Source organism: Streptomyces morookaense (assembly GCF_013030945.1).
Classification (GTDB): Bacteria; Actinomycetota; Actinomycetes; order Streptomycetales; family Streptomycetaceae; genus Streptomyces; species Streptomyces morookaensis.
In genome coordinates, this window is sequence record NZ_JABBXF010000016.1 from 98,349 (window position 1) to 123,682 (window position 25,334).

Sequence of the window (25,334 nt, forward strand, 5' to 3'; positions counted from 1 at the left end):
TCATCGACAGGTCGAACATGCTATCGGAGCGGCCGGAGGCGCGGTCCGGCGGCACGGGAAACCCGATCGGAGCAGGGCGTTCCGCTCTGCGGTTGCAGGGCCGTACGCACTCGCGCGTAATGAGCCCGACATGGGCGAGCAGGAATGGGACCGGCGGCACTTCCTCGGCGCGGGCGCCGCGGCGGGGGCCGGTGTGTTCCTCGCCGGGTGCACGGCGGATTCCGGCTCCGGCCCGGAGGCGGGTACCGCGGGCGACGGGATGCTGTCGGTGCCGGCCGAGAACGGGCGTCCCGGCGACCGCGACTGGGGACTGCGGCAGCGGGGCGCGGACCGTGCGGTCGAGGGGTACGCGGACCGCGTCAGCGTGCTGCCGGGAGAGGCGTTCTCCCTGTGCGTCTCCACCACGGCCAAGGGCTTCCGCGCCGAGGCCTTCCGGATGGGCTGGTACGGGGGTGCCCAGGCGCGCAAGGTCTGGGCGTCGGAGCGCATACCCGGCACCGCACAGCCCCCGGCCCGGCCGGCCGGCGAGACGCGGACCGTCGCCGCCTCCTGGCAGCCGTCGCTCCGGGTCTCCACCCGCGGCTGGCCCGAAGGCGCGTACCTGATCCGGCTCACCGCCGACTCCGGCGACCAGCGCCACATACCCCTCACCGTCCGGTCCGCGAGCACCGCCGGCAGGCTCGTCCTGGTCAACGCGGTCGCCACCTGGCAGGCGTACAACACCTGGGGCGGATACAGCCTCTACTACGGCCCCGGCGGCAAGGACGACTCCGGCTCGCGCTCGCTCGCGGTCAGCTGCGACCGGCCGTACGACCGGGACGGCGCGCCGCTGTTCACCACGTACGAGCAGCCCGCCATCGCGCTCGCGGAACGGCTGGGGCTGCCGCTCGCGTACACCACCTCGATGGACCTCGACCGCGACCCGCAGCTGCTGCACGGCGCGCACGCCGTCGTCTCGCTGGGCCATGACGAGTACTGGACCCCGGCGATGCGGGCGCATGTCACGGCCGCCCGGGACGCCGGCACCAACGTCGCCTTCCTCGGGGCGAACGCCTGCTTCCGCCGCATCCGCCTGGAGCAGCGCCTGGTCGTCTGCTACAAGACGGACTGGCGCCGGGATCCGCTGTACGGCAAGGACGACGCGGCCGTGACGACGGACTGGCGCGAGCCGCCGCACGCGGATCCGGAGAACGCGCTGACCGGCACGCTGTACGAGTCGAACCCGACGACCGCGGACTATGTGGTGGCCGAGCCCGGCCACTGGCTCCTGGAGGGCACCGGGGCGGTGCGCGGCACGGCCTTCCCGAACCTGGTGGGCACGGAGTACGACCGGGTCGACGCCGGCCCGGCCACCCCGCGCCCGATCGAGATCCTGGCCCACTCGCGGCTGGTGTGCCGCGGGGTGCGGTCGTTCGCGGACACCGCGTACTACACGGTGGGCAGCGGGGCCGGGGTGTTCAACAGCGGCACCATGCGGTGGGTGGAGTCGCTGACGGGGGACGGCGGGCACGGGATACCGCCGGGGGCGGCGCGGTTCACGGGCCGGGTGACGGCGAACCTGCTGCGGGCGTTCGCGAGCGGGCCGGCCGGGCGCGAACACCCGGCCGCGGACAACCTGGAGGCGTACGACCCGTACGCAGGGGACCCGATATGGGCCGGGCGGAACCTGTGGTGAGGGCACAGCGCCCTCACCCTGCCGGTACGGCAGGGCGGTTGGCCGGCGTGCGCAGGGCGTCGGCCGACGGCGATCCCTCGGCCGCGGTGCAGACGACCATCCACGCGTCGCCGGCGTCCGCCGGCTCGAACGCCTCCCAGGACAGCCGCAGCGTGGTGCCGAGTTCGGGGCACGCCGGCCTGGAGGGTTCACGGGCCGCGTCGAAGGGGAACTGGGCCGTCCACAGCCGCCGGAAGTCGGCGCTCCCGGCCAGCAACCCGCCGACGCGGGGGGCGAGTTCGGGGTCGTACGGCCGGCGTACCGTCTCCTCTCGCGTGCCGTGCCCTCCCAGCCGAGGAACAGCGAACGGGCGCGGGGACGGGTGAACATGAGCCGGCCGAGCGAGCGGTCCTGCGGCGGAATCCGGGGGAAGTCGAAGAAGACGCGCGCGGCCGGTGTTCTTCCTCTGGCTCGGGGTCACGCTCTACCTCACACGGGACACGCCGGTACAGGCCGTGTTCGACTACTGCGGCGATACGCCGCCGACGCTGTCGCCGGAACTCCGTCCAGGTGCCGGCGCCGAACCGCGCCCCGTAGGGGCGCGGGGAACTGCGCGACCAGCCACAGACGGCCTGCAGCCGACGCACCACCCCTGGGGTCCGGGGCGAAGCCCCGGGAACTTCGACTGCGGGCGCGTCGTGGTTACTCGCGCGCCCACGCGGCGGAGCCGCATGATCCAGCACAGCCCCGCGCCCCTCCGGGGCGGCCCGGCCTAGTACCCCGCCTGCGAAAGCGCCGACACCATCACCGAGCCGATCACGATCGTGCTGTGCGTCAGCTCGTCCAACTGCCGCCGCTGCTCGGCAGGAAGGTGCCAGTCCTCCCACCACACCGTCTCCTGGTGCGAGCAGGAGCCCGGCCGTTCCGTCGCCCACGCCCGGGTCAGCTGCTGCGCCAGCGGCCCGACCCGACGTGCGTGGTCCGCGTAGGCCTGCAGCAGCACCACCATGTGACTGCCCGGCAGATAGTCCCGCCAGAGCGCCAGCAGTTCGTCGGCGACGCGGGCGGCGTCTTCCAGCCAGAGGACGTGCTGGGTCACCCAGCCCTGCGGGGTGCGGCAGGGGGGCATTCCGGGCAGCAGGCGCTGCTCCAGCTGCTCTCGGCGGGCGAAGAACTCACTGGCCAGGGTCAGTTCCTCGGGGATCGGGGTCCACATGCCCCGGTGCAGGGCGACGGCGGCGGCTTCGACGGCGTGGGTCGTCATCCCGCCACCCTACGCGACCTGCGCGGACCCGGAACCGGCGGCAGCCTCCCCTACCACTGGGGGCAGATGTGCCGATGGAAAATGCCAAATCCCTCACGTCCGAGTGCTTTTATCGGTTACCTTCCGTCGCACGGGGCACGCCACTGGTAATCGGGAGAGGATCGTGTGACCGGTATCGACGGGTGCTTAGCCGAGGCCATGACCATCCCGGGGGCCCGGGGCGCGAGTCTGGTGGACTGGAGCAGCGGGCTGGCCCTCGGGGCGGCGGGCTGCAGCCCCGAGGCGGGGACGGGCCGCGACCACGAGACCACGGCGGCGGAGGTCGCCGAGCTGGCCCGGCTGGCCTTCGAGAGCGGGGCGTTCACCGCCGCGGCCGGCCCGCGGCCGGGGCCGGGTCCGGTCGAGGACATGATCGTCACCGCACAGGACAGTTACCACCTGATCCGCTTCGTCGAGACCTCCTTCGACAGCAGCGTCTTCCTCTACCTGTGGCTCGACCGCACCGAGGCCAATCTGGCGGTGGCCCTGTTCCGGCTCAAGGACATCACCGCCCGGCTGGTGCCGGCATGACCGGCGCGACGGACACCGCACCCGGCGCCGTGCTGACCCGGCTCGCCGCGACCGGGGCCACCGGTGCGCTGCACGGCCGGGTCGGGGCGCTCTACCTCGCCGACGGCGCCGTGGTGCACGCCGAGAGTCCGGCGGTGCCGGACGTGGGGTGGCGGCTCACCGCCGGCGGGCGGTTGTCGGCGCAGGAGTGGGAGGAAGCGGTCGAGACCGGCGGGCCGGACTACCGGGCCGGGTGCTTCCTGGTCGAGCGTGGCCGGCTGAGCCGGGGCGAGCTCGAACTGTGCCATCTGAGCGCGCTGTTCGACGCCGCCTACTTCGTCCTCTTCCCGCTCGACCGCTCCCAGCAGGCACCGGACCGGTTCCTGAAGGAGGCGCGGCACTGGTTCGGGCCGGTGCGGCCGGTACCCGTGTCCGTCCTGCAGCGCGAGGTGAGCCGGCGGCGCGCCTTGCTCGAACTCGCCTGGCCGCGGCCGGAGGTGGACGTGGCCCCGGTCGTCCCGGCCTCCGGTGCGGGGGCCGGGGGGGCCGGATGCGACGAGCCGACGTGCGGGCGGCGGGCCGTCCTGGCGGCGGCCGACGGCGTGCGCACCCCGCTGCAGATCGCCCGGGCCCTGGGGCGCTCGGCCTTCGCCACACTGCTCGACGTCCGGCGGCTGGCGGCCGCCGGGCTGGTCCGTACCCCGGAGGCAGGGGTTCCGGCGCCGGGCGGTCCCACGCCCCGGGCCGCGGACCCGGCCGTTCCGGAGATCTCCCTGCTGTACCGGATCCGTGACGCACTGGAGGCTCTGTGACCCGGTCCATGACCCCCGCCGCACCGCGCTCATGATGCGGCGCGCCCTGAGACAGTTCGCCGGAAGGAGGCAGCCGATGACCGCCGCACCCGAGGTGCTCTCCGAGCTCCAGGGGCTACGTGTCCGGGTCCCGCACCTGACCGGTGCGCTGGTGGCCAGCAAGGACGGGCTGGTGATCGCGCACGTGGTCGGCGACGTGGAACCGGACGGCCTCGCGGCGCTGACCGCCGCGGCGCTGGGCGTGGGCGCCCGGCTGACGGAGGCCGTGGGCCACGGCGGTTTCCGGGAACTGCTCGTCTCCGGCGAGCGCGGCTACGTGGCCACCTACGCGGCCGGGACCTCGTGCGTGCTGACGCTGCTCGCGTCGGCCGAGGCCAACGTCGGCCGGCTGAACCTGGAGGCCCGCAGGACGGGCCCGCGGATCGCCGCGCTGGTCGAAGGCACGCTGGAGCGCCAGGCCCGGCCCTGAGGCCTTCCCCCTTCATCCGGCGGATTCGCCGGGAAACACCTCACCCTGAAAAGGAATTGACGTGCTGAACACCGAAACGGCCCTCAAGGACACGATGAGCTCGATCGAGGGAGCTCTCGGCGTGGCCCTTGTGGACTATGGAAGCGGAATGGCGCTGGGCACGCTGGGCGGCTCGCAGTCGCTCGATCTGAATGTCGCCGCCGCCGGGAACACGGACGTGGTGCGGGCCAAGCTGCGGACCATGGAGATGCTGGGCATCCAGGACTCCATCGAGGACATACTGATCACCCTCGGCAGCCAGTACCACCTGATCAGGCTGCTGACCGGGCGCGGCGGCAACGGGCTCTTCCTCTACCTGGTGCTCGACGCCAAGCGCGCCAATCTGGCCATGGCCCGGCACCAGCTCAAGCGGATCGAGGGCGAACTGGAGGTCTGAGTTCCGCGGCACTAGTCTGGAATCGACCTCGGGAGGCGATGTGTCATGACATTCGTCCAGGTAATTGACTGCAGAACCAGCAAATACTCCGAGATGAACCGCCTCTTGGACGCCTGGGTCGAACAGACCGAGGGGAAGCGCACGGCCACCCACTCCCTCGTCGGCCGGGACCACACGGAACCGGACCATTACGTGGAGATCATCGAATTCCCCTCCTACGAAAAGGCCATGAGCAATTCCAATCTCCCGGAGACCAACCGGATCTTCGAGGAGATGGTGTCGCTCTGCGACGGCATGCCGACGTTCACGGACCTCGACGTCGTCCGGGAGGACCAGCTCAACAAGGCGACCGCGCGCCGGTTCTTCGACGAGGTCGCCATGGACGGGCATCTCTCGCTCGTCGACGAGCTGTGCCTGGCCGACTACCGCCACCACGACGTCGGCCAGGAGGCGGCCAGTGTCGTCGGCACGGAGCCGCTGAAGAACGCCGTCGCCGACTGGCGGCAGGCCTTCGACTTCCGCTTCACGCTGGAAGGCGAGCTGGCCGAGGCGGACCGGGTCTGCGTCCGCTGGACGTGGCGCGGCACGCACCGGGGCACGTTCATGGGCATCGCGCCGACCGGCCGTCAGGCGGAGATGGCCGGTGTCACGGAGTTCCGCTTCCGGGACGGCCGCATCGAGGAGGCCTGGTGGACCTACGACCGCCTCGGCCTGCTGCGGCAGTTGGGGGGCGAGGTCAGCGTCTGACGGCGCGCAGGACGACGAACTTGGGGTCGCCGGCGACGAGTTCGCAGTTGCCGAAGATGCGCTTGAGCTTCACGTGGTAGCCGAGGTGGCGGTTGCCGACGACCCAGAGTTCGCCGCCGGGGCGCAGCACCTTGCGGGAGCCGGTGAACATGCGCCGGGCCGTGGCATCGGTGGTGGCCTGGTGCGAGTGGAACGGCGGGTTGTTGAGGACCAGGTCCGCCGAGCCCTCCGGTACGCCCGCGAGGCCGTCGCCCACCCGGAACTCCGCCGTGGCGGCGGTCCCGGCGTTGGCGCGGAAGGTGGCCTCCGCGGAGGCCACGGCCTGGAAGGACTCGTCCACGAAGGTCACTTCGGAGGCGGGGTTGGCCAGGGCGGCCGCGGTGCCGAGCACGCCGTTGCCGCAGCCGAGGTCGACCACCCGGTCCGGGCCCTGGCGGTGCGGCAGGTGGCCCAGGAAGAACCGGGTGCCGATGTCGAGGCGTTCGGCGCAGAAGACGCCCGCGTGGTTGGTGACGGTCATCCCGGAGGCCGCCCCGATGCCGGTGGGCAGGGTGTAGGTGTGCGGCCAGGGGTTGGTGCCGGGGGTGCGTGCGGGGTCCGGGGTGCAGAAGATCAGACGCGCCTTCTTCACGGCCAGGGAGGTCCGGGTCGGCCCGAGGATGCGCTCGAAGAGCTGGAGAGTCGAGGTGTGGATCTCCTTGACCATGCCGGTGCCCACGACGACGGTGCCCTCGTGGACGGCGGGGGCGAGGCGGTGCAGCTGGTCCTCCAGGAGCGCGAGGCTCTTGGGGACGCGCACGATCAGCACGTCGATCCGGTCCGGCGGGGTGTCCTGCGTCGTCAGCAGCCGTACCGCGTCCGGAGCGGCGCCGTTGCGGGCCAGGTTGGCGCGGGTGGCCTGTTGCCCGAGGTACGAGTCGGTGATCTGCACGGGGCGGTGCGCGGCGAGCGCGGTCACCAGGGCGCCCCAGCGGTCGCCCACGACGGCCACGGCGCCCGACAGGTCCACCGGTTCCCCGTCGGTCCCCGCCAGGTGCCGCAGCAGGTACTCGTCGGCGGCGTCCCAGGCGCGGAACGGGTCGCGGGGGTCCGCGGGGAAGCGGGCGAGGTCGAGTTCGCCCCAGGGCGTCGTGAAGCAGTTCATTGTGCCCTCAGGCTAACCGAGTGCGCTCCGTCGCCGCCGGTCAGGACGTCCCGGAACGTCTCGGGGCGTCTCGGGTCGTCTCAGGATTTCTTGAGGGCCGCGGCCGCCGTGGACCAGTTGGTGCGGAGCCGGTCGAGATAGGTCTGCGCATCGGCGCCGGGCTTCGCCCCGCGGGCGAAGGCGGCCATATTGCCCCCGCCGGCGTTGTAGCCGAGGGCGAGCAGCTCGTCCCTGGTGTACGGGCCGGACCAGTGGGCGGGCAGCTGCGCTGCGAGGTCGTGCAGGAACCAGGCGGCGGCCTCGATGGCCAGGTTCGTGTCGTCGGGGAGTTCCTGCCAGTCGCGGTGCGCGAAGTCCCGTCCCTGCTTGGTCTCGTCGAAGGCGGCCTTGTGCATGTTGGCGATGCCGAACGCGGCGTCCGGCTTGATCTTCTGCCAGGCGCGCTGGAAGTCGGGGTCGTGCGGTTTGTAGGACTCGTTGTAGAGGACGGCCATCAGCAGCTGCGGGTGGATCCCGGCCTGCGCCGCGTACCTGGCGACGGGTGCGGCGTAGTGGGACGGATCCTCATTGGCCCGCGGCTTGCCGGCGTCGGCGCTCGGCGACGGGGCGCCCGGCTCGGCGGAGGGGGACGACGCAGGTGCGGGATCATGGCCGGAACACGACGTCAGGGCGCATACGACCAGCGTTGCCATGGCCCATCGGGCAGCGTGCTTCGTCCTCACCTGGCCTCCTCGGTTGCCGATTATGCCGGACGGGGCCGGACGGCCGGGGCTCAGCCCGTCCGGCGGGAGGTCCGGGCGGCGATCCAGCCCGCACCCTTGGCGGCGAGCACCCGGCGGCGGCGCCAGCGCGAGCGCGACGGCACCATGACCGTCCGGTCCGACGGCTGGCTCAGGGCCAGTTCGGACAGACGCCGCCCGGCCTGGGCGAGTTCGGTGAGGAGACGGTCGCGGTGCCCGCCCTGGCCCGCGGCCCGCAGTGCGGTGTAGAGGCCCTCGATCTCGGCCACGGCCGCACCGATCCGGATGTTCCTGCTGCCTGTTGAGGGTGTGCTGCCCCGCGGCACCTGCGGCACCTTCCTTCGCCCGTCGTCGCCCGACATGGGTCGCTCCGGATGCCGCGTACCTCTCCGCCGTCGACCGGGGAACTCATCGAGCCGGGCGCATCGGCATGCGCCCCGCAGCAATGATTGCACCTTTGCGCAAGCCCGCAATAATGTTTCGATGCTTTCGCGCCGCGGGCGGGGGCGGGGGCGGTCGACAGGCGGAACCGGACGGCGCGTCACCTCGCCATGGCCACCACGGCCTCGGGATGGGCGAGTTCGTGCTCCGTGGCCCGGGTCCAGCCCCGCCGGTCGTACAGCCGCGAGACCACGTAGCCCACGACGAGCGCGCCGAGCCCGTAGGCCCCCAGCACCGCACAGGCCTGCGTCAGGCCGGAGCCCCGGCCGTCGAAGAAGACCAACGAGCGGATGCCTTCGGTCACATGACGGGCCGGCAGCACGCCACCCACCGCGTCCGCGAACCGCGGCTGGGCCTCCAGCGGGATCGTGCCGCCGGACATGGGGATGCCGAACAGGGTGATGAGCAGCAGCGCGAGGACCTGTCCCGGCGTGCCGAAGACCGCGAACAGCGCCAGCGTCAGCAGGGTGACCGCCGCGCACGCGGCGCCGCAGAACAGCCACAGCTGCACAGGCTTGTCGGGTTCGACGCCGATGCCCCACACCGCGACGGCGTCCACCGCGCTGCCGGCCACGAAGCCCATGACGATGCCGATGCCCGACTTGGCGAGGAAGGTGGCGGAGCGGGCGATGCCGATCACCGGCTTCATCACGCGGCGCGGGCCGACCTCCAGCGGGGCGTAGCCCAGGCTCGCGTCGACGGTGGTGGTGAGCAGGACGGCGGGCAGCAGACCGGAGATGAGCAGGGCGATGGCCATGTAGACGGTGAGGGAACCGCCTGCCGTGACACCGGAGGTGTGCCGGGCGGGCTCGGCCAGCACCCGCACCGGGTCCTGGAGCAGGACCAGACGGTCGGCGCTCGGTGCGGCCAGGCCGGAGCGGGCGCGCTCGGCGAGGGTCGTGCCGAGTCCGGCGGAGGCGGCGGCCGCCGCCTGGCGGGCCGCCTTCTCGCCCATCGAGGAGGCGAGGCCGCCGGAGCCCTCGTTGGTGAGGACGGTCATGGCCGGGCGCCGGGGCGTGCCGCCGGGGGCGACGAGCGAGAGTGCGGCGCGGCTGAAGTCCCGGGGCACGACGAGCGCGGCGTAGGCGTCGCCCGAGGTGAGGATCTTCTGCGCGTCCTCGCGGGATCCCACGGTGCGCCATGCGACGCGGCCGTCCCGGTGACCCGCCTCCTGGATGCGCGCGGTGACGTCCTGGCCGAGCCGGACGGCGGTGCCGCCGGGGAGTTGCGCTCCCTGGTCCTGGTCGACGAGCACCAGGGGCAGGTCGTGCAGCCGGCCCTGGGGGTCGGAGGCGGGGCCGATGTAGGCGATGGTGCTGAGCGCGGCCAGCAGGCCGCCGATGACGACGACAACCCAGGCACGGGGTTGTTTCCAGAGAGTGCTTGCCCGCACTGCGGGGCCGCCTTTCGGTCGGTCGGGGAAGAGGTGGGTGGTGTCAGGGCCGGGCCGGGCGCTCGAACGCGGCGGGCACCGCCTGCGACAGGTGGCGGTGCCCCCGCTCCAGCAGCCGGGCGAAGGCCTCGGGGTCGCTGATGGACAGCGTGTGGTACCCGTTCACGTGGCACAGCCGGACATGGCCGCCGGACTCCTGCACGACGTGCAGGAACGCCTTCTCCTGGGCGCGGAACAGCGGATCTCTGCGGCTGTTGACGAGCAGGAGGGGGACGCGGACACGGGCGGCGACCGCGAGGAAGTCGCGGCGGGTGAGGTCGTCGACGACCGCGGAGAAGGCGCGGACGGCCAAGCCGCCCGACATGACGGCCGCGTAGCTGTCGGGGGGCAGTTGGCGGCGCAGCGCCCGGTCGGTGAGGCGCGCGGTGCGCTCCGGGCCCAGCTTCTCGAAGGTGCGGGCCGCGGTGCGGTACACCCGGCCCGTGAAGCGCTCGGGGCGGGCGGTGGCGCCGTGCACGAGCAGGGCGGCGGTGCGGTCGGGGTGTGCTGCGCCGTAGGCGAGGGCCACATATCCGCCCAGGGAGGAGCCGGCGACCAGCGGGCGCCGCCCGGTCGCCGCGGAGGCCTCGGTCACGGCCGCGTCCACGCGGGCCACGGCGTCCTCCAGGGTGAACCGCTCGCCCTGCAGCGCCCCGTGGGCCGGGAGGTCGGGCGCGGTGATGCGGAACCGCGGGGCGAGCCGGGCTGCGTGCGGGTCCCACATCCGGGCGGAGAGCCGGATGCCGTGGACGAGCACCAGCGGAGGGGCGTCGTCCGGTCCTGCCGTCCAGATCCCGGGGAGGCCCGGGGCCTGGCTCAACCCGTTCGTCATCGTGTCTCCGTCTCCCGAGTGCCGGCCGTTTCCCCAACAAGGCAACGCAACGGTGCGTTGCGATAGTAGAGAGCACCGGACTAACTTTGCAACAGAACGTTGCGTTGCTTTTCGCTTCCACGACCGGAAGCCGGAAGGATGCAGCCGAGACCACCGGAGCGAGAACGGAGCACACAGCCATGACCAGGAACCCGGCACCGGCCGGCGGCGGCCCCCGCCGCAAGGCCGAGATCTTCACGGCCACCCTGGGGCTCCTGGCCGCGCGCGGCTACGACGCGCTGACGATCGAGGGCGTGGCCCAGAGCTCCGGGGTGAACAAGACCACCATCTACCGCTGGTGGCCCTCGAAGTCCGAACTGCTGCGGGACGCTCTGCTGCACGCGCCCGCCATGCAGTTCGAGGACGCGGACACCGGGAGCCTGCGCGGCGACCTCGAAGCAATCGCCGGGCAGGTGCAGGCACTGCTGAGCGACGAACGGCGGCGGGCGGTGGTGGAGTCGGCCCTGGTGGGGGCGGTGCGCCACCAGGCGATGCGGGAGTTGGTGGTCTCCTTCCTCGACGACCGCTTCGGCCGCCACCAGCCGGTCTTCGAGCGCGCCGTGCAACGTGGCGAGCTGCCGCCGGACTTCGACCCTGCGCCACTCGTGGACGCCATGGCCGGCGCCCTGTGGATGCGGGTGCTGGTGCGGCGCGAGCCGGTGGCCGCGTCCTTCACCGACGACCTCATCGGACTGCTGACGGACGGGGCCGGGCGGGCGGCGCAGCGCCCTGCGCAACCTGGTCGCTGACCGTGCGCAGGTGCCGGAGGATCTCGCGGTAGGAGCGGGCGGCGGACACCTCGTAGTAGTCCAGGCCGCGTTCGGCGCAGTAGGCCCTGACGACCGGGCGGCTCGCGCGCAGCGCGGGGCGCGGCAGGCCGGGGAAGAGGTGGTGCTCGATCTGGTAGTTGAGCCCGCCGTAGCAGAAGTCGTGCAGGCGGGTGCTACGGATGTTGCGCGAGGTGAGCACCTGCCGGCTCAGCCAGTCGGGCTCGTCCGCGCCGTCGCGCACGGGCATCCCCTTGTGGTTGGGCGCGAAGACGCAGCCCAGGTAGACCCCGAACAGCCCCTGGTGGACGGCGACGAAGAGGACGGCGCGCAGCGGACCGAGGACGGCGAGGACCGCTGCGGCGTAGAGCACGGCGTGCACGGCCAGCAGCACGCTCTCGGTGCGCGGACGGCGGACGACACCGCGCCGGATGGCGAGGACGGACCCGATCCGCAGGCCCAGTGCCTCCAGGGTCAACAGCGGGAAGAACAAGACCACCTGACGGCGTATCACCCAGGCGCGCAGCCGGGAGACGTCCTCGGCCTGGCGCGGGGAGAAGGCGACCACCCGGCGCAGGATGTCCGGGTCGAGGTCGAGGTGGTTCGGGTGGCTGTGGTGACGGGTGTGGTGGTTCATCCACCAGCCGTAACTGAAGCCCAGGAAGAGGTTCCCGTGGACCAGGCCGAGCACGTCCATCGCCCGCCGGCTGCGGGTGACCTGGCCGTGGCCGACGTCGTGGCCGAGCAGCCCGGTCTGCCCGTAGGCGAAGGCCAGCAGCACCGCCGTGCCGAGCTGCCACCAGGAGTCGCCGAGGCAGGCGAAGAGGACCCAGGAGCCGCCGAGCAGGGCGGAGTTGGTGACGAACTTCGCGGCGTACCAGCCGTGCCGGGGCCGCATCAGCCCGGCCTCGCGCACGGCGGCCTGGAGCGGGGCGAACGATCCCGCGCCGGGAGTGGAATCCATGGGCTGCTGCCCCTCTCGTGACGTTGTGTCAGCGCTCCACGGCGTCCTTGATCCGCCGCAGCGTGATGCGCATGCCGGCCCGGTTGGCCTCGGCCCGGCGCGCGGCGGGGGTGCCGGTGAAGACCAGGCCCAGGAGTTCGGTGAACCGGGCGCCGGGGCCGGTGCGCAGGTCCTGCCAGTACTCGGTGACCTTCGTGTCCCCTCCCCCGGAGCCGTCGGCGCCCGCGTCCGCCACGGTCTCGAAGCGGTAGCCCCAGCGGGCCACGGGCAGGCCGAAGGTGCTCACGTCGAAGGCGAACTCCCGCGGGTGCTCGGCACGGACGACGCGGCACCAGGTGAACCATACGAACGGGCCTTTCCTGTTGAAGCCGAAGAATCCCCGGCCGGCGCGGAGCGGCGGGTGCGGCACCCAGACCGCGCGGCATTCCGGGCTCCATCTCCCCATCGCCCGCACATCCGCCACGGCCGAATAGAGCCGTGCCCGCGGGGCGCGCACCAGAATGCTTTCCTCCACCGTCCACCGACGTGCCATCGATAACCTCCGGTTCTTTGACGGCCGGTCATGTCCGTTCGGCGCCCGCAGAAAGTAACCGGTCGTAACCGGAATCCGCAACAGCCTTTTGCTGTCGCCCCGTTCACGTGATCTTCACTTGACGGGCCCCCGGCCCGACCGTAGGTTTGGAACGAGTCGGATCGTTCCGAGTGGCCGCCCGAGGGCGGCCGTTCCGGGGCGATCGGCCCGCTGCCAACGGGGGCAACTGGCGTGATCTGCAACGTTGCCGGCGCGGGCGAGTCAACCATGGGGGAATAATGATCAAGGTCGCCGCCGCGATCTCCGTTGCGCGCTGTTGCGCCGCACCCGCCTTCCGTCTCCGTCAGGGCGCCCGGGACCACTGATGGCGCCACTCCACGAAGAATCCGTGGAGCCCCGGTACCGCAACGACACCGTTTCCCCGCCGCCCGGAGCGGCGGCCGAACGGGAATTGACCACGCTGTCCGACATTCTCGGCAGGGTCGTCCAGGAAATCGTCGTCAGCATTCCTCGCCGGGGCACCTCCATGTCTTTTTCCCACACCGCGGAAAGGTGAGCAGTTGAGCGTCATAGAAAAGTGCACGGCCTACACCAGGGCACGTACGGCGCGGGAGAGCGGGCTGTATCCGTACTTCCTCGCCTTCGACGGCCGGGACGCGGGCACGGCACGCCTGGCGGACGGCCGGGAGGTGGTCATGTGCGGGTCCAACGACTACCTCGGGCTGAGCACCGACCCGCGGGTGACCGAGGCGGCCGCCCGGGCCGCCCGGCAGCACGGCGCGGGCTGCACCGGATCGCGCTTCCTCAACGGCAACCTCGAACTGCACGACCGCCTGGAGCAGGAACTGGCCGCCTTCTTCGGCAAGCCGGCCGCCCTGGTGCTCACCACCGGCTACCAGGCCAACCTCGCCGCCGTCGCGGGCCTGTGCGGCCCGGGCGACACCCTGTTCGTCGACAAGGAGGCGCACGCCTCGCTCATCGACGCCGCCCGGATGAGCCGCGCCCGGATCCAGTGGTTCGCGCACAACGACACCGCCGCCCTCGCGGCGAAGCTCGAACGGCTCCCCGGGCGCGGCGGCCGCATGGTGATCGTCGACGGGGTCTACAGCATGGAGGGCGACCTCTGCCCGCTGCCCGAACTGGTCCGCGTCTGCGAGGAGTACGGCGCCACGCTCCTCGTCGACGACGCCCACGGGGCGGGCGTGCTCGACAAGGGCCGCGGCACCTGCTCGCACTTCGGTCTCACCGACGACGTGCCGCTGATCACCCTCACCTTCTCCAAGGCCTTCGGCTCCATCGGCGGGGCCGTCCTCGGCGACGAGGACGTCATCGACTACCTGCGCCACAACGCCCGCAGCCTGATGTTCTCCGCGAGCGCGAGCCCGGCCAACGCCGCGGCCGCCCTGGAGTCGCTGCGCATCCTGCGCACCGAGCCCTGGCGGTGCAGCAGCGTCGTGGACAACGCGGACTTCATGCGCCGCGAACTGGCCGCGCTGGGCTACGAGGTGGGTGCGAGCACCACGCCCATCGTGCCCGTCGGGACCGGCGACGAGCTCGCCACCCTGCAGGCCTGGCAACTCCTGGTCGACCAGGGCGTGTACGTCAACGCCGTGCTGCCGCCCGCCGCCTCCCCGCGCCTGCGCACCAGCTACACCGCGGTGCAGACCCGCGCCCAACTCGACCGCGCCCTCGCCGGGTTCGCCGCCGTGCGCGACCGGGTGCTCGCCGCCGCCCCGGCCGCCGACGCCGCCTGAGCCCTCCGCCCGTCTCCGGGCCCCGCCCACGGATCCACCACCGGAGCTGAAGCATGCCCACCGCACTCGTCACCGGAGCCACCGCAGGCCTGGGGAAGGCCTTCACCCGGGCCCTCGCCGAACAGGGCTGGGACCTGGTGCTCGTCGCCCGGTCCGGCACCGACCTCGAACAGCACGCCGCCCGCCTGGCGCTGGGCCACGGCGTCCGCGCCGACGTGCTCCCCGCCGACCTCACCACCGACGAGGGCTGCGCCGCCGTCACCGCACGGCTCGCCGACGGGCCCGCCGTCGACCTGCTCGTCAACAACGCCGGAATCGGCTACGAACGCCCCTTCCTCGACACCGGGATCGAGGCCGAGGAGAGACTGCTCGACCTCAACGTCCGCGCGGTGCTGCGGCTCACCAACGCCGCCCTGGAGCAGATGACGAAGCGCCGCTCCGGCGCCATCCTCAACGTCGCCAGCGTCGCGGGCCTCGGCCCCGCCTGGCTCAGCTCCACCTATCCCGCGAGCAAGGCCTGGATCATCGGCTTCACCGAGTCCCTGGCCACCTCACGGCAGGTCCGCTCCGCGGGCATCCGCATGACGGCCCTGCTCCCGGGCTACACCCGGACCGAGTTCCACCAGCGCGCCGGCATTCCCACCACCTTCCCGCCCGCCTGGCTCTGGCTCGACGCGGACGACGTCGCCCGCACCGCCCTGCAGGACCTGCGCCGGGGCAGGGTGCTCAGCATCCCCAGCTCCCGCTACAAGATCGCCGCTTGGGGGCTGCGCCACCTGCCGCGCGCGCTCTCACGGAAGTTCGCGTGGGACATCAGCGGACCTTCCCACTGAGCCACGGCACAGAAGAACCGATTCATGGGGGACATTTCATGACTGCTGCCTCTGCCGCCCCGCCGGCCACCCCGGCCCAGCTCAAACTGCACACCCATGCCCAGCTCTTCCCCGACGACGCATCCTTCAACCTCTGCGCCGCGTACCGCATCACCGGCGACGTCGACGTCGAGCGCCTGCGCACCGTGCTGCGCCGCCTCGGCGCCGGCATCCGCGCCCTCAACACCGCCTTCGAACAGCATGCCGGCACCGTACGGGCCGTCCACCGCCGGCCCGCGGAGGAGCCGGACGTCCCGGTCACCGTGCTCACGGGCGACGCCCGCGAGGAGGTCGCCCGGATCCTCGCCGAACAGGCCGACACTCCCCTGCCGCCCGACGCACCCCGGCAGTACGACTTCCGCATCTACCGGGACGACGAAGCCGTCCACCTCACGCTGCTCTTCTCCCACCTGGTCAACGACGGCTACAGCTTCTACAACTTCGCCGCCGAGCTCGAACGCCTCTACGCCGACCCGCAGTCGGCCCTCTCCCCCGCGTGCGAGGACGACCCGGCGGCCCTGGTGCAGCCCGCCGCGCCCTCGCCCGCGGCCGTCGAGTTCTTCCGCGAGCGGCTGGGCCACCTCACCACGCTCGGCGACGACCGCCTCCAGGGCCGCCGGACCGCGGGCGGCGCCCTGCGCGGCGAGGAGCGCCGGCTGGAGCTCGGCGCCGGGCTCAGCGCCGCCGTCCGCGCCCGGGCCAAGGACCTCGGCTGCACGCCGTTCGCCTTCTTCCTCGCCGCCTACCTGGTCACCTACGCCCGCGTGACCGGCAACCGCGCCCTGGTCGCCGGGATCCCGCTGGCCAACCGCCGCGGCCTGCGCCAGCGGCAGGCCTTCGGCTACTACGTCAACACCCTTCCCCTGGCCGTCGACCTCGGCGACCACGGCACCTTCGAGGACCTGCTGCGCACCGTGCAGTCCACGAGCGTCGGCATGCTGCGCCACCAGGACCTCGACCTGGGCGCCGCCGCCCGCGAGGCCGCCCCGCGCATCGGCAGCGGGCTGCTCGCCACCGACAACGCCTTCACCTACTACAAGCAGCCACTGGAGATCCGGCTGCCCGGCACCACGGTGGAGTCGCTGCCGCTGCCCCGCCGCCTGGTGAAGTACCCGCTGTCGATGAACGTCGAGGACTACGGGGCGGACTTCGCGGTCAACGTCGAGTGCTCGGACGAGCAGTGGGCCACCGACCCGCTCGCCGTGATGCACCACGTCGTCGGGCTGGCCGCCGAGGACCCCAAGCGCCGCCTGGAGGACATCCCCGCGCTCCCGCCCGCCGCGGAGGCGCAGCTGTTCGCCCTGGTCAACCCGGAGGCCGGGCAGGAGCCGTTCGCCGTTCCGGCGTCGCTGGCCGCCTGGTTCGAGGAGACCGCACGCACCCACCCGCAGCGCACGGCCGTCCGCGCCGAGGACGGCACGCTCACCTACGCCGAACTCGACGAGCGCGCCGACCGCGTGGCCCGCCGGCTCCTGGAGCAGGTACCGGGCGGCCACGTCGGCATCGCCATGCGCCGCGGGACGGACCTCGTCGCCGTCATCCTCGGCACGCTCAAGGCCCGCAAGACGTATGTGCCGTTGGACCCGCACTCCCCCACCGCCCGGATCGAGCAGATCCTGACGGCCTTCCCGGAGGGCATCGCGGTCGTCGAGGACGAGGAGCACTGGCCGTCCTCGGGCGTGCGCTCCCTCCCCGCGGACGGGCTCCTCGCCCCGGGCACCGCAGGGGAGCGCCCGCCGGTCCCGGAGGACGACCCGGAGGCCTGCGCGTACGTCATCTTCACCTCGGGCTCCACCGGGCGCCCCAAGGGCGTCCAGGTCACCCACCGCAACGTGATGCGGCTGATGCGCGGCAGCGAACGGCACTTCGGCTTCGGGCCCGGGGACACCTGGAGCCTGTTCCACTCCTACGCCTTCGACTTCTCCGTGTGGGAGATCTTCGGCGCCGTGCTGTACGGCGGCACGCTCGCCGTGGTGCCCGAGACCTGCGCCAAGTCCCCTGACGCGTTCAAGGAGTTCCTGGTCCGCGAGCAGGTCACGGTCCTCAACCAGACGCCGTCCGCGTTCTCCCAGCTGCTGAAGGTCCTCGCTCCCGAGGACGCCGGCCGGCTGGCCGTGCGGAGCGTGGTCTTCGGCGGCGAGGCGCTGCGCTACTCCGCGCTGCTGCCCTGGTACGAGATCATGGGCGAGCGCGCGCAGCTGGTGAACATGTACGGGATCACCGAGACCACCGTGCACGTCACCCACCACGCCATCACCCCGGAGAGCGCCCGCACCGAGACCGCCTCGGTCATCGGGCGCCCGCTGCCCGACCTGACCGTCACCGTGGTCGACGAGGACGGCAACACCTGCCCGCCCGGGGTGCCCGGCGAGATGATCGTGGGCGGCGCGGGCGTCACCGCGGGCTACCTCGGCCGCCCCGAACTGACCGCGGAGCGCTTCCCGTTGCGCGGCGGGGAACGGGTCTACCGCTCCGGCGACCTCGGTGCCGTGCGTCCCGACGGGACGCTCGTCCACCTCGGGCGGATCGACAAGCAGGTGCAGCTGCGCGGCTTCCGGATCGAGCTGGGCGAGATCGAGACCGCCCTGCTGACGGTCGGCGGCGTCCGCGAGTGCGCGGTGCGGCTGGACGAACGCGACCCGCAGCACCCGCAGTTGGTGGCCTTCGCGGCCGGACCGGCCGTGCCGGACGACGCCGCGGTGCGGCAGGTGCTGCGCGAGCGGCTGCCCGCGTACATGGTGCCCGCCCGCATCGTGCGGACCGCCGCGCTGCCGCTGACCATCAACGGCAAGGTCGACGAGGCGGCCCTGCCCTGGCCCGCTGATGCCACGGCGGCCGCGCCGGAGCACGCGGCGGCCGGCTCGGCCTCCACCGAGGACGCGGTGCGCGCGGTGTGGAGCCGCGTGCTGCCCGGCGTCACGTTCGGGCCGGACGACAACTTCTTCGACATCGGCGGCTCCTCGATGCACGTCGTCGAGGTGCACCGGCTGCTCCGCGAGGCGCTCGCCGTCCCGGAGCTGGAAATGATCGAGCTCTTCTCGCACACCACGGTGCGGCGGCTGGCCGCACACATCGACACCGCACGGGGGACGATCAATGACTGAGCAGACACCGGCCGGGCACGGCCCGGTGGCCGTCGTCGGCATGGCCGGGCGCTTCCCCGGCGCCGCGGACACCGGCGAGTTCTGGGAGCGGCTGACGGACGGCGCGGAGGCGGTCCGCCGCTTCACCCCGCAGGAGCTGGCGGACGCCGGACTGTCCGAGGACGAGGCCGCCGCGCCGAACCGGGTGCCCTACGGCGCCGACCTGGCGGACGCCGACCTCTTCGACGCCGGCTTCTTCGGCATCACCCAGCGCGACGCGCGCCTGATGGACCCGCAGCACCGCGTCTTCCTGACCTGCGCCTGGCAGGCCCTGGAGGACGCGGGGCTGGCACCGGGGGACGGCAGCGGCCCGGTGGGGGTGTTCGCCGCCGGCAGCCTGAGCACCTACCTGCTCGCCAACGTGCTGCGCTCCGCCGAGTACGCCGACGCGGCGCTGTCGTACCCCGTACTGCTCGGCAACGACAAGGACTTCCTGGCGACCCGGGTGTCCTACAAACTGGGCCTGCGCGGGCCGAGCATGAGCGTGCAGACCGCCTGCTCCAGCTCGCTGACCGCCGTCCACCTGGCATGCGCGGCGCTGGCCCGCGGCGAGGTGCGGGCCGCGCTCGCCGGCGGCGTGAGCATCACCTTCCCGCAGACGTCGGGTTACGCCTACCAGGAGGGCGGCATCCTCTCCCGGGACGGTCACTGCCGGGTCTTCGACGCGCAGTCCGCGGGGACGGTCAAGGGCAACGGCTGCGGCGTCGTCGTCCTCAAGCGGCTGGAGGACGCCCTGGCCGACGGCGACCGCATCTATGCGGTCGTCCGCGGGACGGCCGTCAACAACGACGGATCCGACAAGATCGGCTTCACCGCGCCGGGCCCGGCCGGACAACAGGCCTGCATCGAGGCGGCGTTGGCGGCCTCCGGCGTGCCCGCCGACGCCGTCGGGTACGTCGAGACGCACGGCACGGGCACCGCCGTCGGGGATCCGCTGGAGCTGGGCGCCCTGGCCGCCGCCTACCGGGCGGCGGGCGGCCCCGCCCCCGGCTGCCTCATCGGCAGCGTGAAGGCCAACATCGGCCACCTGGACGCCGCGGCCGGGGTCACCGGGCTGATCAAGGCGGCCCTCGCCCTGCACCACCAGGCGGTGCCGCCGCAGATCAACTTCACCGAGCCCAACCCCCTGCTGAACGCCGCCGGCCTGCCGTTCACCGTGCCGGCCGCGGCCGTGGACCGCACCGGGAACCCGTTGCGTGCAGCGGCCGTCAGCTCCTTCGGGCTCGGCGGCACCAACGCCCACGCTGTCCTCGAAGTCGCGCCCCCTGTCGCCGAGTTGTCCGCCACGGAGCCCGGCACCCGCTTCCCCGTCGTGCTCACCGCGAAGGACGAGGAGGCGCTGACCGCCTCGGCCCGCGCGCTGCGGGACGCACTGACGGGCACGGAGGACGCGGCCGCGGTGCGCGACATCGCGTACACGCTGTACACCGGCCGCTCCCGCATGCCCGTCGGGCACGCCTTCACCGCCGCGACCGCCGACGAGCTGCGCGCCGGCCTGGACGCCCTGCTCGACGGCGGCGCACCGAACGGCGAACTCCCCACCGCGCAGTGGACGTTCGGACCGGCCCGCAAGGTCTCCCTGCCCGGCCACCCGCTGCGGCCGGAACGGCACTGGATCGCACCGGACGCGCCCCGCCGCGAGGCGCCCGCCGCCCCGGCGCCCGAGCCCGCTGCCGCCGGGGACGGGCTGCTGGAGCGCGTCATCGCGGTCCTGGAGTCCCACCTGGGCATGGACCAGATCGCGCCCGACGACGACTACTACGACCTGGGCGGCGACTCCATGCTCGCCGTCGAGATCGTCAGCTCGCTGCGCGACCTGTTCGGCGTCGCGCTGGACATCGACGAGTTCGAGCAGCTGCGCACCCCCGACCAGATGGCGGGGTGGCTGCGCGGCGCGCTCTCCGGCAGCGCGTCCCGGCACAGCGGCATCACCCGCATCCGGGAGGGCGAGGGCCGCACCACCTACCTCGTCCACCCCGCGGGCGGCACCAACTTCCTCTACTTCAAGCTCGCCGCCCACTCGCGCTCCGCCATGCCCCTCGCGGCCCTCTCCTTCCCCTCCGACCCCGCCCGGCAGCCCGCCACCCTGCGGGACCTGGCCGCGCTGTACGTCGAACGGATCCGCAGCGAGCAGCCGGAGGGCCCGTACCGGCTCGGCGGCTACTCCTTCGGAGGCAACGTCGCCTTCGAGATGGCACTGCAGCTCCAGCAGGCGGGCCAGGAGGTGGAGCACCTGGTGATGCTCGACACCCACGTGCCGGAGAGCTACGTGGGCGGGCACGTGGACGCCGAGGACTTCGAGGCGGCCTTCCCCCTGCTGCTGGAGTCGGCCGCCTTGGAGGACACCGACCCGCAGGCGCTGCTCGACCGGGGCTTCCTCGCGGTGTGGCAGCACAACCACGACCTGCTCAAGGGCTACTACCCGGACCGCAGGTTCGCGGGGGACATCATGCTGCTGCAGGCCGAACAGGCCGAGGGCACCGCGCTGCTGGACGCGCTGCGCATCACGGCGCGCGACAAGTCGCTGTGGCAGCAGCACATCACGGGGCAGCTGTCGGTCACCAAGGTGCCGGGCGACCACTTCTCGATGTTCGACGACGGCGACCCCGTCACCCGCCTCGGCGCGGCCTTCGACGAGGCCGTGGCCCTCTACGACGGAGAGCGGTGAGGACGCCGTGCTGAGCTACGGTTCGTACATCGACGGGCGGGAACACCCCGCGCAGCAGTGGGTCTACACCGTGCGGGCCTCGGCGATGCTCCGCGACTTCTTCGGCTCCTTCCGGCTCAAGCGCGGTCTGGAACAGGGCCGGATCCGGCCCGAGGACACCGGGGACGAGGTGATCGGCCGCTGTGCGGTGGCCGACCGGCACGACGTCGAGGCGGCGGTCCGCTCCGCCGCCCGCGCCGCCGCGGAGTGGTCCACCGCACCGCTCGCCACCCGGATGCGGCTGATCGAGGTGTTCCACGACCTCGTCCGCGAGAAGCACGACGAGATCGTCGAGCTGATGATCGCCGAAGGGCACCCTCGGTCCCTGGCCCGCTGGGAGGCGGCCGGGATGCTCGCCAACACCGCCGCGCCGACACGGGAGTTCCTCGCCGGACAGCTGGAGCACCAAGTGCGCACGGCCGGGCGGGAACTGACGGTGCGCCGGGTGGCCGACGGAGTCGTGTGCCTCAACCCGCCGCAGAACGCCACAGTGGCCAATGCCCTGTTGGGCGTGTGGGTGCTCGCCGCGGGCAACGCCCTGGTGGTCCGGGCCCCGCGCAGCGCGCCCCTCGGGGTGATGCACGTCCTGCGCGAGCTGATCGCACCGGCCCTGGAGGCGGTGGGCGCGCCCGCCGCGGCCCTGTCCGTCCTCTGCTCCGACGCGCGGGCCACGCTGGAGCAGTGGCTGCAGGACCCGCTCGTCGACGACATCATGTACTTCGGCGGCAGCGAGCAGGGGGTGGCGTTCGGGGCCGCGTGCGTGGCCCACGGCAAGAAGCCGGTCCTCGAACTGGCCGGCAACGACATCTGCGTGGTGTGGCACGACGCCGACCTGGACCTGGCGGCCGAGGCGCTCGCCGAGTCGTTCCTGGGCTCCGGCCAGATCTGCATGGTGCCCAACTGCGCCGTGGTGCACCCGCGGGTCGCCGACGCCCTGCTGGAGAAGCTGTGCGAACGCGCCCGGCGCATCCGCCCCGGCTTCCCGGAGGCCGCCGACGCCCTGCTCTCCCCGGTGCTGCGCACCGACACGTTCTTCGACGTCCTGCACCAGGCCCTGGCGGGCGGTGCCCGGCTCGTGGCCGGCGGGCGCAGGCTCGACGTGGACGGCGAACAGGACGACACCGGCGGGCTGTTCCTCGAACCCACCGTCGTGCGCGTCGACGGGCTCAAGGGCGCCCGCGACCTGGACGCCGTGCGGCACGAGACGTTCTTCCCGCTGCTGCCCGTCGTCGTCCCCGAGGACGGCCGGGACGACGACGAACTGCTCGCCGCGGTCGTGGCGTTCGTCAACGGCAACGAGTACGGGCTGCGCAACTCCCTGTGGACCTCGGACGACTCGGTCGTGGACCGGTGGCTGGCCGGGGTGCGCAACGGGGGGCTGCTGAAGGTCAACGACTCGCACGTGGGCTTCCTGCCCGTCCTGCCCACGCACGGGGGAACCGGCCTGACCGGCGGCCCCGGCGGCGAGGCCAACTACCCCGTGCTGCGCACCTCGCACCTGCAGGGCGTGAGCGTGGCACGGGACGTACGGCGGCCGAGCGCCGCGGTGTTCGGGGACTCTGCCGAGGAGGCGACCGTCTGATGCGGACCATGGACCGTGCACGCGAAGCGTGCGAGAAGTTCCTGCCCGGCCTGGCCGAGGAACTGGCCGGTGTGCCGCTGCCGGTGCTGGAGGCGCCCGGCGGCCCGGGGCTGGACGCCTTCCGCCGGGCCGGCGGACCGGGGCTGCTGATCCCGGGCCTGTACGGGGGCGGCGGGGCGGGCGCGCTGGAGGCCGTCCGGGTGGGCCGGGCGCTGGGCGCGCTGTCGCCCTCGCTCGGGGTGGCGACGGCCATGCACAACTTCTCGGTCGCGAGCCTGGTGGCCCTGGTGGGCTCGGCGGAGGCGAGCGGCCTGGAGTGGATGCTCATCGAGGGCATCGCCCGGGACCGGCTGCTGGTCGCCTCGGGCTTCGCCGAGGGCCGCACCGGGACGGGCATCCTGGACGCGTCGGTGACGGCGCGGCCCGTCGACGGCGGGTTCCTGGTCAACGGCGCCAAGAAGCCGTGCAGCCTGACCCGTTCGATGAACCTGCTCACCGCGGGCGTCGCACTGCCCGCGGCGGACGGCGGGGACGGCAGCGAGCTGGGGGTCGCCCTGGTGCCGGCCGACTCCCCCGGCATCAGCAGGCGGCCGTTCTGGGAGGCGCCGTTCCTCGCGGGCGCCGAGAGCGACGAGGTGCTGCTGGAGGACGTGTTCGTCCCCGGCGAGCTGATGCTGCGCACGCAGACGGAGCTGGGCACCGGTCTGGACACCCTGCAGACCGTCGGCTTCGTCTGGTTCGAGCTGCTGGTGACCTCGGCGTACACCGGGGCGGTCGCCCGCCTCGCCGAGACCGCGCTGGCCGCCGGGCGCGGTTCCGCCACGGACCGCGCGGCGCTGATCACGGGGACGGAGGCGGCCGCGGCCCTGGCCGAGCACGTGGCCCGCAGGGTCGACGACGGCCGGGTGGGCAACGACGAGCTGGCCGCCTCGCTCACCGCCCGCTACGCGGTGCAGGAACTGCTGGTGGACACCGCCGACCGGGCGGCCGAACTGCTGGGCGGGCTCGCCTTCGCCACGGCCCCCGACATCGGGCACCTGCTGGCCGTCAGCCGGGCCCTGGCCTTCCACCCGCCGTCCCGGTCGAGCACCGCCCAGGCCCTGGTCGACCACCACGCGGGCGCACCGCTGCGGGTGCAGTGAGCAACGGAGGAGAGCAGCAGTGACAGCACAGAGCTCCGTGACCGGCGCGTCGGTCGCGGGCATGTACAAGGCCCACCTGAGCCGGGGCCGGGGCAAGCTCGGCGAGATGTTCGGCGGGCACGTCGAGGTCGCCTCGTCCGGTTCGCGGGTGCGCACCGCCGACGGGCGGGAGTTCCTCAACGCGGGCGGCTACGGCGTGTTCCTCACCGGCGCCTGCCACCCGCGCGTGGTGGCGGCTGTCGAGCACCAGGTGCGCACGCATCCGCTGGCCACCCGGCTGCTGCTGGAGCCGGTGGCCGCCCGGGCCGCCGCCGCGCTGGCCCGGGTCGCACCGGAGGGCCTGGAGCGGGTGCACTTCACCAACTCGGGCGCGGAGGCCGTCGAGACGGCCCTCAAGCTGGCGCGCAGCCGCGGCCACCGCAGGATCGTCTCGACCGTGGGCGGTTACCACGGCAAGACGCTCGGCGCCCTGTCCGCCACCGGCAAGCCGCTCTACCAGGACCCGTTCCTGCCGCTGCTGCCGGACACCGTGCACGTGCCCTACGGGGACGCGGCCGCGCTGGCCGAGGTGATCGGCGGCGACGGCTCGGACACCGTGGTGATCGTGGAACCCGTGCAGGGCGAGGCCGGGGTCGTCGTCCCGCCCGAGGGCTATCTGCGGGAGGTGGCCGCGGTGTGCCGGGCGACCGGGGCGTTCTTCGTCCTGGACGAGGTGATGACCGGGCTCGGCCGGCTCGGCCACTGGTGGGGCGCGGACCGCGAGGGCGTGGTCCCGGACGTGCTGCTGGCGGGCAAGTCGCTCAGCGGCGGCGTGATTCCGGTGGCCGCGGCCGTCGCCACCCCGCAGGCGTTCGCCGCCTTCGACCGGGACCCGTTCGTGCACACCTCCACCTTCTCGGCGGCCCCGGTCGCCATGGCCGCAGCGGAGGCGGCGGTCGCCGTCATCGAGGACGAGGGCCTGGTGGAACGGTCGCGGCGGCTCGGCGCCCTGCTGCTGGAGCGGCTGCGCGCAGTGGTCGCGGAGCACTGCGCGCACCTGATCCGCGAGGTCCGCGGGGTGGGTCTGCTGATCGGGGTGGAGTTCCACGACGCGGGCGGCGCCGGGGAGTTCCTGCTGGAGCTGCTGGAGCGGAACGTCATCGTCAACCACTCCCTCAACGCCCACTCCGTGGTGCGCTTCACCCCGCCGGCCGTGCTCACGGACGCGGAGGCCGACGAACTGACGGAGGCGGTCGCGGGCGCCGCCCGGGCGCTCGGCGAGCGCTTCCCCGAACCATCCCCGGTGCCGGCGGCACGGACGAGGAGCAACTGA

General features: G+C 73.1%; 23 protein-coding genes. 14 read left to right on the forward strand and 9 right to left on the reverse strand.

Features of this window, described 5'->3' with window-relative positions:
- The first annotated feature begins 130 nt into the window (after positions 1–130).
- Positions 131–1,675, forward strand: a complete 1,545-nt coding sequence (locus HG542_RS09295; RefSeq protein WP_171079637.1) for a N,N-dimethylformamidase beta subunit family domain-containing protein — start codon at positions 131–133, stop codon at positions 1,673–1,675.
- A gap of 13 nt (positions 1,676–1,688) precedes the next feature.
- Here the strand turns inward: HG542_RS09295 and HG542_RS34880 are convergent, their stop codons facing one another.
- Together HG542_RS34880 and HG542_RS09305 are read right to left on the reverse strand one after the other, a co-directional pair.
- A complete protein-coding gene (locus tag HG542_RS34880) occupies positions 1,689–2,135 on the reverse strand; it encodes an MmyB family transcriptional regulator (RefSeq protein WP_171079638.1) in 447 nt (148 codons plus the stop codon).
- A gap of 291 nt (positions 2,136–2,426) precedes the next feature.
- Positions 2,427–2,918, reverse strand: a complete 492-nt coding sequence (locus tag HG542_RS09305; RefSeq protein ID WP_171079639.1) for a hypothetical protein — start codon at positions 2,916–2,918, stop codon at positions 2,427–2,429.
- A gap of 198 nt (positions 2,919–3,116) precedes the next feature.
- Between HG542_RS09305 and HG542_RS09310 the strand changes: the two genes are divergently transcribed.
- The 5 genes from HG542_RS09310 to HG542_RS09330 all read left to right on the forward strand — a co-directional run bounded on the left by HG542_RS09310 (position 3,117) and on the right by HG542_RS09330 (position 5,931).
- Positions 3,117–3,488: a hypothetical protein gene (locus HG542_RS09310; RefSeq protein WP_176606355.1), complete on the forward strand. Its 372-nt coding sequence runs from the start codon at positions 3,117–3,119 to the stop codon at positions 3,486–3,488.
- Positions 3,485–4,279 (forward strand): transcriptional regulator, encoded by a 795-nt coding sequence (locus tag HG542_RS09315; protein WP_171079641.1) that lies wholly within the window; start codon positions 3,485–3,487, stop codon positions 4,277–4,279. Before HG542_RS09310 ends, HG542_RS09315 begins: the two co-directional genes overlap by 4 nt.
- 76 nt (positions 4,280–4,355) lie before the next feature.
- Positions 4,356–4,748, forward strand: a complete 393-nt coding sequence (locus tag HG542_RS09320; protein ID WP_373313122.1) for a roadblock/LC7 domain-containing protein — start codon at positions 4,356–4,358, stop codon at positions 4,746–4,748.
- A 61-nt stretch (positions 4,749–4,809) separates the two neighbouring features.
- Positions 4,810–5,184: a hypothetical protein gene (locus HG542_RS09325; RefSeq protein ID WP_171079642.1), complete on the forward strand. Its 375-nt coding sequence runs from the start codon at positions 4,810–4,812 to the stop codon at positions 5,182–5,184.
- Positions 5,185–5,229: 45 nt separating this feature from the next.
- Positions 5,230–5,931 carry an ester cyclase gene (locus tag HG542_RS09330; protein ID WP_171079643.1) on the forward strand — a complete coding sequence of 234 codons (702 nt, stop codon included), beginning with the start codon at positions 5,230–5,232 and terminating at the stop codon, positions 5,929–5,931.
- Here HG542_RS09330 and HG542_RS09335 read toward each other — a convergent pair.
- From HG542_RS09335 to HG542_RS09355, 5 genes are all read right to left on the reverse strand, one after another.
- Positions 5,921–7,075, reverse strand: a complete 1,155-nt coding sequence (locus HG542_RS09335; protein ID WP_171079644.1) for a methyltransferase — start codon at positions 7,073–7,075, stop codon at positions 5,921–5,923. The genes HG542_RS09330 and HG542_RS09335 overlap by 11 nt on opposite strands.
- Before the next feature lie 80 nt (positions 7,076–7,155).
- On the reverse strand, positions 7,156–7,767 hold the full coding sequence (locus tag HG542_RS09340) for a transglycosylase SLT domain-containing protein (protein ID WP_171079734.1): 612 nt from the start codon (positions 7,765–7,767) through the stop codon (positions 7,156–7,158).
- An 80-nt stretch (positions 7,768–7,847) separates the two neighbouring features.
- Positions 7,848–8,177: a hypothetical protein gene (locus tag HG542_RS09345; protein ID WP_176606356.1), complete on the reverse strand. Its 330-nt coding sequence runs from the start codon at positions 8,175–8,177 to the stop codon at positions 7,848–7,850.
- A gap of 179 nt (positions 8,178–8,356) precedes the next feature.
- A complete protein-coding gene (locus tag HG542_RS09350) occupies positions 8,357–9,649 on the reverse strand; it encodes a YhgE/Pip domain-containing protein (RefSeq protein WP_171079645.1) in 1,293 nt (430 codons plus the stop codon).
- Positions 9,650–9,692: 43 nt separating this feature from the next.
- Positions 9,693–10,520: an alpha/beta fold hydrolase gene (locus HG542_RS09355; RefSeq protein ID WP_171079646.1), complete on the reverse strand. Its 828-nt coding sequence runs from the start codon at positions 10,518–10,520 to the stop codon at positions 9,693–9,695.
- Positions 10,521–10,699: 179 nt separating this feature from the next.
- Here HG542_RS09355 and HG542_RS09360 point away from each other — a divergent pair, with 179 nt between their 5' ends.
- Entirely contained in the window at positions 10,700–11,308 is a 609-nt protein-coding gene (locus tag HG542_RS09360; RefSeq protein WP_171079647.1) for a TetR/AcrR family transcriptional regulator, read from the forward strand.
- Here the strand turns inward: HG542_RS09360 and HG542_RS09365 are convergent.
- Both HG542_RS09365 and HG542_RS09370 read right to left on the reverse strand, forming a co-directional pair.
- Positions 11,244–12,290, reverse strand: coding sequence for a fatty acid desaturase family protein (locus HG542_RS09365; RefSeq protein ID WP_171079648.1), 1,047 nt, complete (start codon positions 12,288–12,290; stop codon positions 11,244–11,246). The two genes, HG542_RS09360 and HG542_RS09365, sit on opposite strands and share 65 nt — an antisense overlap.
- Before the next feature lie 28 nt (positions 12,291–12,318).
- On the reverse strand, positions 12,319–12,822 hold the full coding sequence (locus HG542_RS09370; protein ID WP_171079649.1) for an SRPBCC family protein: 504 nt from the start codon (positions 12,820–12,822) through the stop codon (positions 12,319–12,321).
- 560 nt (positions 12,823–13,382) lie between these two features.
- Between HG542_RS09370 and HG542_RS09375 the strand changes: the two genes are divergently transcribed.
- The 7 genes from HG542_RS09375 (at position 13,383) to HG542_RS09405 (ending at position 25,334) form a co-directional block, all read left to right on the forward strand.
- Positions 13,383–14,576: an aminotransferase class I/II-fold pyridoxal phosphate-dependent enzyme gene (locus tag HG542_RS09375; protein WP_171079650.1), complete on the forward strand. Its 1,194-nt coding sequence runs from the start codon at positions 13,383–13,385 to the stop codon at positions 14,574–14,576.
- Between the two features lie 53 nt (positions 14,577–14,629).
- Positions 14,630–15,409: an SDR family NAD(P)-dependent oxidoreductase gene (locus HG542_RS09380; protein WP_171079651.1), complete on the forward strand. Its 780-nt coding sequence runs from the start codon at positions 14,630–14,632 to the stop codon at positions 15,407–15,409.
- Between the two features lie 38 nt (positions 15,410–15,447).
- On the forward strand, positions 15,448–18,552 hold the full coding sequence (locus HG542_RS09385) for a non-ribosomal peptide synthetase (RefSeq protein WP_171079652.1): 3,105 nt from the start codon (positions 15,448–15,450) through the stop codon (positions 18,550–18,552).
- The gene (locus tag HG542_RS09390) at positions 18,545–21,259 is read left to right on the forward strand and encodes a beta-ketoacyl synthase N-terminal-like domain-containing protein (RefSeq protein ID WP_171079653.1); all 2,715 of its coding nucleotides are present in this window, start codon (positions 18,545–18,547) and stop codon (positions 21,257–21,259) included. Before HG542_RS09385 ends, HG542_RS09390 begins: the two co-directional genes overlap by 8 nt.
- 7 nt (positions 21,260–21,266) lie before the next feature.
- Entirely contained in the window at positions 21,267–22,880 is a 1,614-nt protein-coding gene (locus HG542_RS09395) for an aldehyde dehydrogenase family protein (protein ID WP_229922579.1), read from the forward strand.
- An 8-nt stretch (positions 22,881–22,888) separates the two neighbouring features.
- The gene (locus tag HG542_RS09400) at positions 22,889–24,022 is read left to right on the forward strand and encodes an acyl-CoA dehydrogenase family protein (protein WP_306665289.1); all 1,134 of its coding nucleotides are present in this window, start codon (positions 22,889–22,891) and stop codon (positions 24,020–24,022) included.
- 61 nt (positions 24,023–24,083) lie between these two features.
- Positions 24,084–25,334, forward strand: coding sequence for an aspartate aminotransferase family protein (locus tag HG542_RS09405; protein WP_171079737.1), 1,251 nt, complete (start codon positions 24,084–24,086; stop codon positions 25,332–25,334).

Bases quoted from the DNA above. Each gene is read 5' to 3' on its own strand.
- HG542_RS09295 (WP_171079637.1), top strand. From the start codon at position 131: ATGGGCGAGCAGGAATGGGACCGGCGGCACTTCCTCGGCGCGGGCGCC.
- HG542_RS09305 (WP_171079639.1), bottom strand. From the start codon at position 2,918: ATGACGACCCACGCCGTCGAAGCCGCCGCCGTCGCCCTGCACCGGGGC.
- HG542_RS09310 (WP_176606355.1), top strand. From the start codon at position 3,117: ATGACCATCCCGGGGGCCCGGGGCGCGAGTCTGGTGGACTGGAGCAGC.
- HG542_RS09315 (WP_171079641.1), top strand. From the start codon at position 3,485: ATGACCGGCGCGACGGACACCGCACCCGGCGCCGTGCTGACCCGGCTC.
- HG542_RS09320 (WP_373313122.1), top strand. From the start codon at position 4,356: ATGACCGCCGCACCCGAGGTGCTCTCCGAGCTCCAGGGGCTACGTGTC.
- HG542_RS09330 (WP_171079643.1), top strand. From the start codon at position 5,230: ATGACATTCGTCCAGGTAATTGACTGCAGAACCAGCAAATACTCCGAG.
- HG542_RS09335 (WP_171079644.1), bottom strand. From the start codon at position 7,075: ATGAACTGCTTCACGACGCCCTGGGGCGAACTCGACCTCGCCCGCTTC.
- HG542_RS09340 (WP_171079734.1), bottom strand. From the start codon at position 7,767: ATGGCAACGCTGGTCGTATGCGCCCTGACGTCGTGTTCCGGCCATGAT.
- HG542_RS09345 (WP_176606356.1), bottom strand. From the start codon at position 8,177: ATGTCGGGCGACGACGGGCGAAGGAAGGTGCCGCAGGTGCCGCGGGGC.
- HG542_RS09355 (WP_171079646.1), bottom strand. From the start codon at position 10,520: ATGACGAACGGGTTGAGCCAGGCCCCGGGCCTCCCCGGGATCTGGACG.
- HG542_RS09360 (WP_171079647.1), top strand. From the start codon at position 10,700: ATGACCAGGAACCCGGCACCGGCCGGCGGCGGCCCCCGCCGCAAGGCC.
- HG542_RS09365 (WP_171079648.1), bottom strand. From the start codon at position 12,290: ATGGATTCCACTCCCGGCGCGGGATCGTTCGCCCCGCTCCAGGCCGCC.
- HG542_RS09370 (WP_171079649.1), bottom strand. From the start codon at position 12,822: ATGGCACGTCGGTGGACGGTGGAGGAAAGCATTCTGGTGCGCGCCCCG.
- HG542_RS09380 (WP_171079651.1), top strand. From the start codon at position 14,630: ATGCCCACCGCACTCGTCACCGGAGCCACCGCAGGCCTGGGGAAGGCC.
- HG542_RS09385 (WP_171079652.1), top strand. From the start codon at position 15,448: ATGACTGCTGCCTCTGCCGCCCCGCCGGCCACCCCGGCCCAGCTCAAA.
- HG542_RS09390 (WP_171079653.1), top strand. From the start codon at position 18,545: ATGACTGAGCAGACACCGGCCGGGCACGGCCCGGTGGCCGTCGTCGGC.
- HG542_RS09400 (WP_306665289.1), top strand. From the start codon at position 22,889: ATGGACCGTGCACGCGAAGCGTGCGAGAAGTTCCTGCCCGGCCTGGCC.
- HG542_RS09405 (WP_171079737.1), top strand. From the start codon at position 24,084: ATGTACAAGGCCCACCTGAGCCGGGGCCGGGGCAAGCTCGGCGAGATG.